The following is a 13,075-nucleotide window of genomic DNA, read 5'->3' on the forward strand; positions in this document are numbered from 1 at the left end:
GCCGGACCGACGCGGTCCGGCCTGGGTCGCGCGGGGCGCTTCAGGTCCCGTGGTCGACCGACACGTAGGCGTCGTATTCCGCCTGGTTGATCTTGCCGTCGTGGTCGAGGTCCGCGTCGTCCCAATGGCTCTTCAGGCCCGCCAGGCGCGGGTATTTCTTTTCAAGCGCCGGCGTGATGGCATCCCGGTCCAGCATCTTGGGATCGGCCTTGTCCTTCTTCAGCGTCGCGAATGCCGGGTAATGCGCGTCCCCGTCGGCCATGACGACCTGGGTGAAGAACGCGGAGCCGGCGACGGCGATGGCCAGCAGCATGAACCGGTGTGACTTGGGCAGCATGGTGGTACTCCTTTTCGACGAGGAAAGCCGGCGCCGCCGGCGGGTTGGGCGCTAGCGCCTGACGCATCATGTGGCGGCCCTCGGCCGGAATCTTGTTGAAACGAGGTGTGAAAACGACCCTTGCCCCGACCGCCGGCATCGCGCCATCCTGTTGGAGCGGCCCGGTCCGCTCCAACAACGGGGGGGATGGATGTTCATGGAGATCGGTCAGGCGACGCTCGTCATCGTCGCGGCGTTGCTGCCGGTGGTGAATCCACCGGGTTCGGCGCTCATGTCGCTGGGCGTCGTGCCCCATGCCGATGCCGCGGAGCGCGAGCGGCTCGCGCGCAATGTCGCGCTGAACAGCCTGCTCCTGCTCCTCGGGTCCCTGCTGCTTGGCGCATACGTCCTGTCGTTCTTCGGCATCTCGATTCCCGTGCTGCGCGTGGCGGGCGGCATCGTGATCGCCGCGGCGGGCTGGCGCATGCTCAACGGCCAGGACGACGACGATGACGAAACCGAGGTGCACCACCATCGCGGCGACCCATCGTTCTATCCGCTGACGCTGCCCCTCACGGTCGGACCGGGGTCGATCTCGGTGGCGATCGCGATCGGCACCGGGTCACCTCGCCAGGGCGCCGGATGGATCCACGTGGTCGCCGCCGCGATCGCGCTCGCGGCGCTCACCGTCAGCATCTACCTGTGCATGCGCTACGCCGACCGGCTCAGCCAGAAACTCGGCGCCCAGCGCACCCAGGTGGTACTTCAGCTGCTGGCCTTCGTGATCTTCTGCATCGGCATCCAGCTTTTCTGGGCCGGCCTGTCCGAATTGATCGGCCTCCACGCGGCGACGACGACGTGACGCAGGGGCTCAGAGGCGCGTGAACACGCGGGAATGTCCGCTCAGCCACAAGGCGATGTCCTGCAGCAGGTGCTGCGACGGGAACACGCGTCCATAGCAGACCAGGCCGATGGCGAGCGTGCCGCCGAGGAGCGTGAGCCGCCAGGCGCTCGCGCGATCGCGCGCCGGAACCGCATGGCTTATCCCCGCGATGAACCAGGCCGCGACGACGACGCTCAGCGCCCCACCTAGCCATACCTCGGAAGGGCTGTGCACCTTGAGCGCGAGGCGCGACGCGCCGACCGCCACACCGAGCGCCGCGCCGGCGGCGATCGCCCCGATGCGCGCCGCCGGCGCCATGCCGCGGGTGGCGATCGCCGCGAAGGCGGTCCAGACCAGGATCGCCAGCGCCGTGTGTCCGCTGAATCCCGTGTAGTCGATGCCGGGTGGCGCGACGTGCCACGCCATGAAGAGCAGCTTGGAAAGCGACACGCATCCGCCGCAGGCGACGGCGGCCGCGATCCACCGCCAGCCGTCCCGGCGCCATGGGGCCGCGGCCAGCTGGCACACGGCCATCCATGCGATCACGGGCAGCAGCAAGGCGCTGTCGCCGAAGGCGGTGATGGCGTGCCAGACGCTCATGCCGTGTCACCACCGGGATATCGTGCGGATGTCGTCATGCCCATCGTTTATCATCTGTCGATTACCGAGTATCGCAGCAGCCATGTTCGAACGGATACTGATCGTCTGCATCGGCAACATCTGCCGTAGCCCCGCCGCCGAGTACCTCCTGCGTCATCGCCTCGGCGACGGCCATCGCGCGACGGTGTCCAGCGCCGGCCTCGGCGCCATGACGGGCCATCCGATGGATCCGACGGCGCTCGACCTCCTTCGCGGGGAGGGAATCGATGGCGCGCCCCACCGTGCCCGTCAGGTCGACGTTGCCATGCTTCGCCAGTCCGACCTCATCCTGGCGATGGAGAAGGCACATGTCGCCACGATCCAGCGCATGGCGCCCGAGGTCAGCGGCAAGGTCTTCCTGCTCGACCGCTGGAACGAAGGGCGCGACATTCCCGATCCGTACCGCCAGCAGCGTCCCGCCTTCGAGCATGTGCACGGGCTGATCGAACGCGGCGTGGAGAGCTGGCTCCGTTATCTGTAGGAGCGCGTCCTGCGCGCGACAGCTCCCTGGAGCGAGCGCCACAGGACCCGATGCTCCTCGCGAAAACATGTCGCGCGCAGGGCGCGCTCCTACGAGCCGTCATTCCGCGATCTTGCCGAGGTTCTTGTCGAAGAGATTGGTGTCCAGGTCGTTGGTGAGCGTGTAGAGGGTGTAGCGCTTGTTGAGGCGCGCGCCACCGTCGCGGATCAGGGGCTGCCAGAGCAGGGTCGCGCGGCTGCGCGAGGAGTGGGGAAGCAGGAGGTCGAACGGGACCGATACGTAGATGCCCTTGTCGAAGCTGCCTTCGCCGTAGCCACGGCTGCCCGACTTGTTCGTGATCGTCGCATACGCGCCCATGCGCGTGCCGTTGGAGAACTGGCGGGACACGTCGATGGTCGTGCCCCAGTCGCCCGCCAGATACCGGCCCACGCTGACCGCGAGCGTGACGTGCTGGAAGCCGGTATCGAGGTAGCCGGTGGCCTGCCCGGTGATCGTGTGGTACCGGCGCAGCGAGAAGTCCTGCCGGAACCCGCGCTGCTTCACCCAGTTCAGGTCCGCGCCGATCGCCCAGCGCTCGCCGAAGGGGCGGTACAACACTTCGCCGCCCGCGCCGGCGTACATGCTCTCCAGCATGCCCGCATACGCCAGGCCGTAGAGATCGCTGCCCAGTTTGCGCGTGCCGGTGAGCTGGAAGTTCGGCAGCGTGACGTCGGAGCTGGTCAGGTACTGGCGAAGGTTGGTGCGGACCCGCGGCAGGGCGCTCGGCGCGTCGTAGCGAAACTTGTCGTAGTTGTTGGCCAGGTTCACGGCCAGCACGCCATCGAGCCACAGGTTGCGACTGAAGTTGAACGTTCCCGACGCCGCGGCGTAGACCTGGTAGAGCACGAACGCGTCGGGACCGCCGACGTTCTGCTGGTAACCCAGCGCCACGCCGCCGTTGAACCGCTTCAGGGGCGACAGGTAGAGCGTCTCCTCCTCGCGCGGCGTGACCGGGTTCTGCTCGACGCTGCGCCGGAAGTCCTGGAGGTCGAGGCGATGATCGAGCAGCTCGATGAAGCGCGGGCGGTGCACGCTGGTTTCCAGGGTGGCCAGGCCATCGCGCTCGCTCGACACGGTGAGCCAGCCGATGCTGTCGTCCACGCGGTTGTCGACGATACGTGTCGCGCGGCCCACGCCCTCGGCCGAGTAGAAGAAGCGCCGCTGCTCGCCGTGGATGACGAGTTCCTGCCCGCGGCGGCCGATACGGCTCACGTCGATGCCGGCGTTGCTGCTCAGCGCGCGTGCCATCTCGCCCCAGTCGACGTCCTTCGGCGCGCGCCTCGCCGGCTCCGCCGCCCCTGGCTGTGCGGCATCCACGGGCGTCGAGGTGAACGCCACGGCCTCCGGCTTCGGGTCGTAGACCTTCGGCGGGTCGACGTGCCGTGCGAGATTCGAATGGAGGTTGATGGCGGCCGTGGCGATTTCGCCACGCTCGTAGCCGAGCGTGAGATCGACGTTGCGGTTGATCCGGAACACCGCGCCAAGATTCACGGGCCAGCGCTGCGGCTGGTTGTTGTTCTGCGGCTGGTGCCGGTAGTCGTTGCCGTCGAGTTCGGCCTTCAGGCGCAGCCACTCCCACGGCGAACGGTATTCGATGCCGCCGAAGAAGCCGGGGCGACCGCGGAGGAATTTGTTCGTGCTGAACTTGCCGGTGCCGGTCCCGCCGCTCGGGCGAACGTCGAAGCGGTCGTCGAGGTAGCCGAGCGGATTGCGGATGTCGCCGCGCGCGCCGATGTAGCCCCAGGCGAGGCCGAGGCTGAAATCGAACGGGCCGGCGCGCTTGCTCGCCACCACGTATTCGCTCGAGAACAGGCCGGTACCGCCCACGTCGCGCGCGCCCACGGCGACGGCGGGGATCCATCGCGACTCCTGCCAGAGCCGCACCTTGGCGTCGATCGACTTGTCCTTGTACGTCTGGCTGCCGCTGAGTGAGCGCGGACCGTAGAGCCGGTTGCTCACGTTGGTGTAGCGGAACGAGCCCTCCAGCCACGGGAGCGGCTGCATCGACACGTTGTAGTTCGTGTAAGGCGTCGTGCGACTGAGCACGAAGCTGAACTCGCCTTCTTGCGCCATGCGCGCGGTGGGGGTCTGCAACAGGCCCACGCCGCCGAAGTCGCTCTGCGTGTACGCGTCCTGCGCCCCGACCGCGGCGGCACCGCCTGCCCACAGCACGAGCCCGGCGCGACAGCAGCCGCGCCACCCGCCACGCGGGCGCCATCTCGGGAAACGCCTCAACGCCATCCGTCACCGTCCAGCAGCTGCGTGGCGATGAAATCGGCGACGTCGCGGTTGAAATCGTCCTCCGCCGCACCGGCGATCTTGCGATGGTCGAACGGCACGTAGATCCACGCTCCCGGCGCGAGCGGGCGGGGATCGTCGCGGTTCCACAGCGCGATCTCCTGTTCGAACACGGCACCGTCGGGCTGGATCACGTAGATCGCATCGCGATCGGCTGCCGTCGATACGGGACAATCGGCAAGGTACCGCCGCGCGTCGCGCATCGGTACCTGCGGGACACGGCACGCCTGCGTCACCGCGCCCACGATCCGTACGTCGCCGGGACGGGGAGGGAAGACCAGCGTATCGCCCGCATGCACGGGCCGGTCGTCCGCCGGCGAGACGGCGAGGCGCGCCGGGTCGAGCACGCTACCGGCGCGGCGGTCCGTCACCGGCAGTGCCGAGAGCCAGGACTGGAACGCGGCGCTGCGCAGCGCGAGTTCGTCGTCACCTTCCGCCATGGCCTTGCGGTGGATCGCCCCGAGCTCGAAGAGCACGCCGGCTTTCAGGCGCACCTGGTCCGTATGCAACGCCGGTTGCAGCCATGCCGCGCCCAGCGTGTAGGCGTCGGGCGAGACGCCCGACGCGTCGGTGACGTCGGAGATCCGCGCGGTGGCGGTGTATGCCGCGGTGCCTGGGTACGACACGGCACCGCGCGTCGAGACGTCGATCGTCTGCGCGGACAGTGCCGGTACCATCGCGAGCATCGCGAGCAAGAGGAACCCGGCGATCCTCATGGCGTCGCGACCCGGTAGGGGCGCAGTTGCGTCAGCTCCAGCGGAAGGCCTGGCGCGACGTACTGCCGGCTCTTCCAGATGAACCCATCCGCGGGATCGATCCAGTAGCGGTTGTGCAGGGTCGTCCCCGCGTCGGTCACGGTCAGGGTCTCGTCCACACGGCGCAGCGCGTGCACCGTTCCCAGGATATCGACCTGCTCGATACCGCGTGGCTCGAGGTGGGAGTGCGCGACGAGGCCGTAGCGGTAGCCGGGCGACCAGTCGAGGCGCCGCTGCGCGTCGCGCGGGCTCGCGAGCTTCTGCAGGCCCGCGTGGAAGGGATCGTCGCCGATGAACGTGGAGCTTTCGAGGTCCTGCGACAGGCCAACCGTCTTCACCACGAGGCCGTCGCGCGTGAGCACGATGTCCTTGCCCGAGCCATACCAGCCGAGGCGGCCACCGTCCGTGCTGGCGAGGATCAGCACCGCTCCGCCGTCGGGGCCATCGGCCTGCATCTGGTAGTACGGTGTCGAGGCGACGGACGCGGCGGTGGGGTGCACGGATTCACCATGCACCGCCAGCCGCACGGCCTCGAGGCTGCCGCGAGACACCGAGGAACAGCCCGCGAGTGCGAGCGTGGCCAGCACCAGAGCTCCGGACCAGCGCGCCTGCGCCGTGAGCGTCATCGACACCCGCCGCTCAGCGCTGCAACGAGCGGCCGCGCCCGATGCCGTAGTACGCGATGCCGGCTTCTTCGACGACCGCGGGATCGTACAGGTTTCGCCCATCGAAGATCGCCGGCGTGGCGAGCGTCGCGGCGATGCGCGCGAAGTCGGGGCTGCGGAAGGCCTTCCATTCGGTCACCAGCACCAGGACGTCGGCGCCTTGCAGCGCCTCGTACGCGCCGTCGCAGAGCACGAGGTCGTCGCGCTCGCCGTAGATGCGCGTCGCTTCCGCGCGCGCTTCCGGATCGAAAGCACGCACCTTCGCACCCGCCTGCCAGAGCGCTTCCATCAGTCGCCGGCTGGGCGCCTCGCGCATGTCGTCGGTGTTCGGCTTGAACGCGAGGCCCCACAGCGCGATCGTCTTGCCGGCGATGTCGCCCCCGAAGTGTCGCAACACCTGCTCGAAGAGCCGCGTCTTCTGGTCGCCGTTGACCGCCTCGACCGAGCCGAGCAGGCGCGCGTGATAGCCGCTGCCGCGCGCGATGCGCTCGAGGGCCTGCACGTCCTTGGGGAAGCACGAACCGCCGTAGCCGGCACCAGGGTAGATGAAGTGGTAACCGATGCGCGGATCCGAGCCGATGCCCTGCCGAACGAGCTCCACGTCGGCACCGACGCGTTCGGCGATGTTCGCGATCTCGTTCATGAAGCTGATCTTCGTCGCGAGCATCGCGTTCGCCGCGTACTTGGTGAGCTCCGCCGAGCGTTCGTCCATCACGACCATGCGATCGTGGTTGCGGTTGAAGGGGGCGTAGAGCTTGCGCAGGATCGCCACCGCACGCTCGCTGGACGCACCGACCACGACGCGGTCGGGACGCAGGCAGTCCTCGACGGCGTCGCCTTCCTTCAGGAATTCCGGGTTCGACACCACGTCGAACTCCACGTCCGCGCCGCGCCCGCGGAGCACGCCGCCGATCGCCTCGCGGACACGGTCGGCCGTGCCGACGGGCACCGTCGACTTGTTCACCACCACCGCGTAACGGTCGAGGTGTTCGCCGATGGTGCGCGCCACGCTCAGCACGTACTTCATGTCGGCGCTGCCGTCCTCGTCGGGCGGCGTTCCCACCGCGATGAAGATGACGTCGCCATGCGCGATGGCCGGTGCCGGATCGGTGGTGAAGTCGAGCCGTCCCGACGCGTGGTTGCGCTTGACGATGGGCTCGAGGCCCGGCTCGTAGATGGGGATCACCCCCTTGCGCAGGCCGTCCACCTTGGCCTGGTCCACGTCCACGCATACGACGTGGTTGCCCATTTCCGCGAGGCAGGCACCCGTGACCAATCCCACGTAGCCGGTGCCGAAGATAGTGACCTTCATCTGTGTCGCCTGTCGATTTGGAAGAACGGAAGAGGAGCGCGCGCTTACAGCTGGCGATCGCGATCCAGGTTGTACTGTGCGTTCGCGGCGTTGCTGATCAGCCCGGACAAGGGCAGCAACTGGCTGATGAAGCGGTTCCAGCGCGTGATGCCCGCGGGCCCGACGAAGACGACGTCGCCGGGCTTCACGGCGAACTGCGCCGCCACGGCGAACGCGGACGGCGACGTGTTGTCGAGCTGGTAGATCGTGGCCGGCGCCTTCTCCATGTCCTCCACGCCGCGGATCACATAGACCGACTTGCCGCTGGCACTGGTCTGATTGAGACCGCCGGCGCGGCCGAGCGCCTGGGTCAGGCTGAGGTCGCTGGTTTTGAACGCGATCGCCTGGGGACGCAACACCTCGCCGATCACGTACGCCTCGTGGCGATCGTTGTACGGCAGGTAGATGCTGTCGCCGCCCTTGAGATAGATGTCCTGCGTGCCCTGCGGCGAATGCGAGAGGGCGTCGAGATCGAGGTGATATTCGTGATTGTCGCGGCGCAGTGTCACATCGGACAGGTCCGCGAGCTGCGCGTTGATACCGGCCGTGCCGACCGCCTGCGCGAGCGTCAGCGGCGTCACGGTGATGTCCTGCGGATCGGTCTTCACGAAGGCGCCGCCGAGCGTCACCTTCTGGCTCGCGAAGTTGACCACGCTGATGTCGACCTGCGGCTTCTCGATGTACTTCGTCAGCCGGTCGGTGATGGCCACGCGCAGTTCCTCCACGCTGAGCCCCGCTGCATGGAGCAGGCCGACGTAGGGATAGAACAGCGTGCCGTCGGGGCGCACGAGGCGCCCGTTGGCCGCCGTCTGCTGCTGCGAACCCGCCGGCGAGGTGAGTTCCGGATGCTCCCAGACGGTGATGTAGAGCGAATCGCCGGGACCGATGCGGTATTCATCGGGCCGGTACGACGTGAGCACGGGGTCGACAGTGGGCGTCGACGCGGTGGCACGGTCCATCGCGATCAGCTTAGGGGTGATCGGAACGAGCTGGTAGCGGCTTCCGGTGGCGCTCTCCCTGTCGTTCAGCTCGGCGCGTTTCATGTGCTGGCCGGGTGCGAGGATGCATGCTTGCAACAAAAGACAGCACCCGGCCAGACCGAGGGTCGGCAGGAACTTCATCGTGTACGGGATCCTTCAGTCGAGGCGCCGTGTGGCTCGGGGGCCAGCGACGTACTTAAACCGATCGTGCATTAATGGCTTGGGAACATGCGTGGACATCTAGACGTCCAGACGCCGATATACGATGTCTTCAGTGGGTTCCGCCCGTCCCGCCGGTGCCGCCGGTCCCACCCGTTCCTCCCGTGCCTCCGGTACCGCCGGTGCCGTCGTTACCGGTGCCATTGGTGTCGTTGGCCGTGGCGCCGGCCGCCGCCGCGACGGCCGCCGTGCCTGGTGCGACGCGGGCCGGCGTGAGCGCGCCCTGCGCGGCCTGACGTGCCTGCCGCGGCGTCGCGACGCGCGGAGCGTTCGTGTTTTCAGGGGTTTCCGGTGCGGCGGCGTTCTGTCCCGCGGCACGTTGTGACTGGGCGATCGCGGGAACGGCGACGGCAAGAATGGCGCATGCGATGAGTAGACGTCTCACGGGCGTGTTCTCCTGTGGAGTGGGGCGAAGCGCGATGACGGTGCGCGAAGGTGAATGCGTCGCGACGTGCGTGTCGCATGGGACATTCACCGTCATACATAGCGCGACGGTCAAGGCAAACAGCTGAACGTGAGAACCAGAAGACTCTTTTTGTGACACGACTCGCAAAAAGCCGGAGCGTGGATTGCCCCGTTTTTCCCCGCGATGCAGCATGGATCGTCGCTGTGGAATCTTGCGATCGTAAAAGCCTGTGTCCGTCGCTCTCGCGGACGCGGTCGGAAGCGTGTTGGACCGAAGTACGTCCGATGGATGGGACCGAAACGGCTCCACAGGGGGCACGTACCTAGGCCTGCCGGTTTCGCCGGCACATCTCGCTCACGCGGAAGGTACCTGTCATGCAGTTGTCCAGATTCAATGCTTTATTGGACCTCGAGCTCCGTGCCAGCGATCCGCTGGGGATGATCGCGGCCGCTTATCTCGCCTATCTGATCCGCTTCGACACGCTGCGGATGAGCAGCCTTTACGCGGTGGCGCTGGTGATCCTGGTGCTGGCGTCGCTTACGGCATCCGTCGCCTTCCGCGCCTACGAAAAGCCGTTAGGTGAGCATTCATTTAGCCAGTATTTGCGCATCGCAGCATCGTGGTCGGTCGGTTTCGCGACACTGATCGCACTGGGTTATCTGCTCAAGGTCAGCGACCTCTTCTCGCGTGGATGGGTATCGCTCACGTTCTTCCTTGGCCTCGCCTTCATGGCGGTGGTGCGCCAGGCGGCCGTGCTCACGCTGTGGTATCTGCGCCGTCGCGGCATCGGCATGCATCGCTGCCTGCTGATCGGTGCGACCGACTCGGGCATCCATCTCGCTCGCCAGGCCGCGGCCAACCCCGGGCATGGCATGCGCATCACCGCATACGTCCGCACGGCGTGCGACACCGGCGTACCCCATGGCGTCCCGCTTGCGGGTTCGCTGCAGAACCTCGACGAGATCCTGGACCGCGGGGAATGGGACCAGGTGCTGGTCGCCTTGCCCGTCAGCGCGCATCGTGCGATCAGCTACGTACTCGACCGCATGGACGAGCGCGTGACGGCGGTGAAGTTCGTGCCCGACATGCTGGGTCGCCAGCTCATCAACCATCGCATGGAAGATTGCGGCGGCGTCCCCGTCGTGACGCTGCGCGAGAGTCCTCTCCATGGGCATGCCTGGATACTCAAGGCCATCGAGGACCGCGTGATCGCGGGCATCATCCTGCTGATGATCAGCCCGGTCATGGTCGCGCTCGCCATTGGCGTGAAGCTGTCCAGCCCGGGGCCGATCCTCTACCGTCAGCGGCGCGTCGGCCTCGACGGCAAAGAGTTCGAGATGCTGAAATTCCGTTCGATGCCCGTGGATGTGGAGAAGGGCGGCGCGGTGCAGTGGGGCAACGCCACGAACAAGACCAATACGCGCTTTGGGAAGTTCATCCGCGGGACGAGCCTCGATGAGCTTCCGCAGTTCCTGAACGTCCTGCGCGGCGACATGTCGATCGTCGGCCCGCGTCCCGAGCGTCCGATGTTCGTCGAGAAGTTCAAGGGCGAGATCGCCGGTTACATGCACAAGCACCTGGTCAAGGCGGGCATCACCGGGTGGGCGCAGATCAACGGCTGGCGTGGCGACACCGATCTCGTCAAGCGGATCGAGTACGACCTGTACTACATCAACAACTGGTCGCTCGCGTTCGACCTGCGGATCATCTTCCTGACCATCTTCAAGGGTTTCGTGCATACCGAGGCGCCCGCTGCCGCACCGCTCAAGCCGGTGGCGCAGGCGGCCTCGGGTGCGGCCAGCGCGAGCGAGGAGTCCGCCTGACAGACGAAAAAAAGGACCGCCTGGCAGGGCGGCGATCCCACTTTCCCGTGTTACGAGGTATCGATTGAAGTTTCTCATCTGTGGCGGTGCGGGCTATGTGGGTTCGCACATGGTGCGATACCTGATTCAGGCTGGACACGAAGTCGTCGTCTTCGACGATCTGTCGACGGGACACCGGGAAGCGGTGCCCGACGACGTGCCGTTCGTCCACGGCGACATCGGCGATGCGGTCACGCTCTGGCGCCTCTTCGCGACGCATCGCTTCGACGCCGTGATGCACTTCTGCGCCCGATCGCTGGTCGGCGAGTCGGTGGTGGACCCCTACCAGTACTACCGGAACAACGTCGGCAACACGCTCGTTCTGCTCGCCGCGATGCGTGAGGTGAAGATCGACAAGCTGGTGTTCTCGTCCACGGCGGCGGTGTTCGGCCACCCGAGGTCCGACGCGATCGACGAGACGCATCCGACCGATCCGATCAATCCGTACGGCCAGAGCAAGCTCATGATCGAGCGCGTGCTCGCGGACGCGTACAAGGCCTATGGGCTCAGTTCGGTGGCGCTGCGCTACTTCAACGCCGCCGGCGCCGACCCGTCGGCGACGATCGGCGAAGCGCACAACCCCGAGACGCACCTGATTCCGAACCTGCTGAAGGCGGTTCTCGGACACGGACCGGGGCTGAAGGTCTTCGGCGACGATTACGACACGCGCGACGGCACCTGCGTCCGCGACTACGTGCACGTGAACGACCTCGCCTCGGCGCATCTGCTGGCCGTGGAGTACCTCGACGAGAATCCCGGCGCGTACACCTTCAACCTGGGCAACGGCGAAGGGTTCAGCGTTCGCGAGGTGATCGCCGCCGCCGCGCGCGTCACGTCGCGGCCGGTGCCGCACGAGTTCGCCGAGCGGCGGCCGGGCGACCCGGCCACGCTCGTCGCCTCCAGCGCCCGGGCTCGCGAGACGCTCGGCTGGAAACCGCACGTCGCGTTGCTCGACGACATCCTCGCCAGTGCCTGGCACTGGCACCTGCAGCCGCGTTATTGACCGTGCAGGCCGCGCCGAAGGTCCAGCTCGACTACATCGACGCCCTGCGCGGCGTCGCGATCATCGGCGTGCTGGTGAGCCACGCGCAGCGCAACGTCGAGATCTACCAGGCGATGGGCCGTGACGCGGCGCTGTCGCCGTGGCTCAGCCGTTACGCGGAGCAGGGCGCGCGTGGTGTGCAGTTGTTCTTCGTGATCAGCGCGTTGACGCTGTTCCTCTCCGCGCGCAAGCGTTCGGGGGAGTCCGAGCCCTGGCTCAATTTCTACATCCGGCGTGTGTTCCGCATCGCGCCCATGTTCTACCTCGCGTTCGCCGCGTATTGCCTGGCGCCGGTGATCCTCAAGGGGCACGCGCTCCCCGGGATCGGTACCGTGCTGGGGACGCTGACGTTCACCAATGGGTGGAATCCCGCCTGGCTCCTGGGCGCCAACGATGTCGTCCCGGGAGGCTGGTCGATCGGCGTGGAGATGTCGTTCTACATCGTCTTCCCGCTGGTGTTCCTTGCCCTGCGTTCGTTCCGGGCGGCGTGGATGGCGTTGCTGATCGTTCTCGCGATCGACCTCGTGGCGTGGGAGCCCTTGCTCGCGCATCCGCCCATCGACGACGCGGACCTGTGGGCCCGCTATGCGTTCGTATGGTTGCCGAACCAGCTGCCGATCTTCCTGTTCGGCATCTGCGCGTACTTCGTGCTCTTCGACCGGGCGGGGAGGTTGACCGCGTTCTTCCACGGCGGAAGCCGCGCGGCCAACGCGGCGTGGTTCGCGGTCGCCGCGGCGGTGCTGCTCGTCGTCCCGCAGTGGACGGACGATCCGCGCGCGGTGTTCGCCTATGGAGCGGCCTTCGCGCTGATCACGCTCTGTCTGCACCGTTCGCCGTACCGCTGGCTGGTGAATGCCCCGCTGCGCCACATCGGCAAGATCAGCTTCAGCGGGTACCTCGTCCACTTCTTCATGCTGCAGGTGGCGCGCAAGCTGCTGGCGGCGGTGCATGCCGGCGACAGGCTCTCGCCGGATGCCTACTTCTTCGCGACGGTCGTCATCGCGCTGGCGGGGACGGTGGTTCTCGCGACGCTGACCTACCGTTTCGTCGAGGTGCCGGGGCAGGCGATGGGCAAACGGATCATCCAGTCGCTTAAGGCAAGGACGGTCGCCGCGACGACGTGAGTCGGAACGGGGACC

Annotated in this window: 13 protein-coding genes; 5 read left to right on the forward strand and 8 right to left on the reverse strand. The window is 67.1% G+C overall.

What is annotated here, in order from left to right; genetic code table 11:
* Window positions 1–40: 40 nt before the first annotated feature.
* Window positions 41–337: a hypothetical protein gene (locus tag J2X58_RS04660; RefSeq protein ID WP_090053572.1), complete on the reverse strand. Its 297-nt coding sequence runs from the start codon at window positions 335–337 to the stop codon at window positions 41–43.
* A 196-nt stretch (window positions 338–533) separates the two neighbouring features.
* On the opposite strand from J2X58_RS04660, the gene J2X58_RS04665 reads away from it, so the two are divergent.
* Window positions 534–1,178 carry a MarC family protein gene (locus J2X58_RS04665; protein WP_310046674.1) on the forward strand — a complete coding sequence of 215 codons (645 nt, stop codon included), beginning with the start codon at window positions 534–536 and terminating at the stop codon, window positions 1,176–1,178.
* 9 nt (window positions 1,179–1,187) lie between these two features.
* On the opposite strand, the gene J2X58_RS04670 is transcribed toward J2X58_RS04665, so the two are convergent.
* Window positions 1,188–1,799, reverse strand: coding sequence for a phosphatase PAP2 family protein (locus J2X58_RS04670; RefSeq protein WP_310046675.1), 612 nt, complete (start codon window positions 1,797–1,799; stop codon window positions 1,188–1,190).
* 82 nt (window positions 1,800–1,881) lie between these two features.
* Here J2X58_RS04670 and J2X58_RS04675 point away from each other — a divergent pair, with 82 nt between their 5' ends.
* Entirely contained in the window at window positions 1,882–2,319 is a 438-nt protein-coding gene (locus tag J2X58_RS04675; RefSeq protein ID WP_310046676.1) for a low molecular weight protein-tyrosine-phosphatase, read from the forward strand.
* A gap of 99 nt (window positions 2,320–2,418) precedes the next feature.
* Here the strand turns inward: J2X58_RS04675 and J2X58_RS04680 are convergent, their stop codons facing one another.
* The 6 genes from J2X58_RS04680 to J2X58_RS04705 form a co-directional block, all read right to left on the reverse strand.
* The gene (locus J2X58_RS04680) at window positions 2,419–4,530 is read right to left on the reverse strand and encodes a YjbH domain-containing protein (RefSeq protein ID WP_310046677.1); all 2,112 of its coding nucleotides are present in this window, start codon (window positions 4,528–4,530) and stop codon (window positions 2,419–2,421) included.
* 59 nt (window positions 4,531–4,589) lie between these two features.
* The gene (locus J2X58_RS04685; RefSeq protein ID WP_310046678.1) at window positions 4,590–5,372 is read right to left on the reverse strand and encodes a capsule biosynthesis GfcC family protein; all 783 of its coding nucleotides are present in this window, start codon (window positions 5,370–5,372) and stop codon (window positions 4,590–4,592) included.
* Entirely contained in the window at window positions 5,369–6,037 is a 669-nt protein-coding gene (locus J2X58_RS04690) for a YjbF family lipoprotein (protein ID WP_310046679.1), read from the reverse strand. The genes J2X58_RS04685 and J2X58_RS04690 overlap by 4 nt, the downstream gene beginning before the upstream one ends.
* A gap of 13 nt (window positions 6,038–6,050) precedes the next feature.
* Complete coding sequence (locus tag J2X58_RS04695) at window positions 6,051–7,388, reverse strand: UDP-glucose/GDP-mannose dehydrogenase family protein (RefSeq protein WP_310046680.1); 1,338 nt, start codon at window positions 7,386–7,388, stop codon at window positions 6,051–6,053.
* A 44-nt stretch (window positions 7,389–7,432) separates the two neighbouring features.
* Complete coding sequence (locus J2X58_RS04700) at window positions 7,433–8,548, reverse strand: polysaccharide biosynthesis/export family protein (RefSeq protein ID WP_254779078.1); 1,116 nt, start codon at window positions 8,546–8,548, stop codon at window positions 7,433–7,435.
* A gap of 130 nt (window positions 8,549–8,678) precedes the next feature.
* Complete coding sequence (locus tag J2X58_RS04705; RefSeq protein WP_310046682.1) at window positions 8,679–9,011, reverse strand: hypothetical protein; 333 nt, start codon at window positions 9,009–9,011, stop codon at window positions 8,679–8,681.
* Window positions 9,012–9,406: 395 nt separating this feature from the next.
* On the opposite strand from J2X58_RS04705, the gene J2X58_RS04710 reads away from it, so the two are divergent.
* From J2X58_RS04710 to J2X58_RS04720, 3 genes are all read left to right on the forward strand, one after another.
* Window positions 9,407–10,855, forward strand: coding sequence for an undecaprenyl-phosphate glucose phosphotransferase (locus J2X58_RS04710; RefSeq protein ID WP_310046683.1), 1,449 nt, complete (start codon window positions 9,407–9,409; stop codon window positions 10,853–10,855).
* Between the two features lie 64 nt (window positions 10,856–10,919).
* Window positions 10,920–11,897, forward strand: a complete 978-nt coding sequence (galE, locus tag J2X58_RS04715) for a UDP-glucose 4-epimerase GalE (protein ID WP_090053556.1) — start codon at window positions 10,920–10,922, stop codon at window positions 11,895–11,897.
* A 2-nt stretch (window positions 11,898–11,899) separates the two neighbouring features.
* Window positions 11,900–13,060 carry an acyltransferase gene (locus J2X58_RS04720; RefSeq protein ID WP_310047891.1) on the forward strand — a complete coding sequence of 387 codons (1,161 nt, stop codon included), beginning with the start codon at window positions 11,900–11,902 and terminating at the stop codon, window positions 13,058–13,060.
* Window positions 13,061–13,075 lie beyond the last annotated feature (15 nt).

Origin of the sequence: Luteibacter sp. 3190, from assembly GCF_031456385.1 — a bacterium.
Taxonomy (GTDB): domain Bacteria; phylum Pseudomonadota; class Gammaproteobacteria; order Xanthomonadales; family Rhodanobacteraceae; genus Luteibacter.

Coding starts and splice junctions, on each gene's coding strand:
- J2X58_RS04685 (WP_310046678.1), bottom strand. CDS start 5,372: ATGAGGATCGCCGGGTTCCTCTTGCTCGCGATGCTCGCGATGGTACCG.
- J2X58_RS04710 (WP_310046683.1), top strand. CDS start 9,407: ATGCAGTTGTCCAGATTCAATGCTTTATTGGACCTCGAGCTCCGTGCC.
- J2X58_RS04695 (WP_310046680.1), bottom strand. CDS start 7,388: ATGAAGGTCACTATCTTCGGCACCGGCTACGTGGGATTGGTCACGGGT.
- J2X58_RS04675 (WP_310046676.1), top strand. CDS start 1,882: ATGTTCGAACGGATACTGATCGTCTGCATCGGCAACATCTGCCGTAGC.
- J2X58_RS04670 (WP_310046675.1), bottom strand. CDS start 1,799: ATGAGCGTCTGGCACGCCATCACCGCCTTCGGCGACAGCGCCTTGCTG.
- J2X58_RS04700 (WP_254779078.1), bottom strand. CDS start 8,548: ATGAAGTTCCTGCCGACCCTCGGTCTGGCCGGGTGCTGTCTTTTGTTG.
- J2X58_RS04690 (WP_310046679.1), bottom strand. CDS start 6,037: ATGACGCTCACGGCGCAGGCGCGCTGGTCCGGAGCTCTGGTGCTGGCC.
- J2X58_RS04660 (WP_090053572.1), bottom strand. CDS start 337: ATGCTGCCCAAGTCACACCGGTTCATGCTGCTGGCCATCGCCGTCGCC.
- J2X58_RS04665 (WP_310046674.1), top strand. CDS start 534: ATGGAGATCGGTCAGGCGACGCTCGTCATCGTCGCGGCGTTGCTGCCG.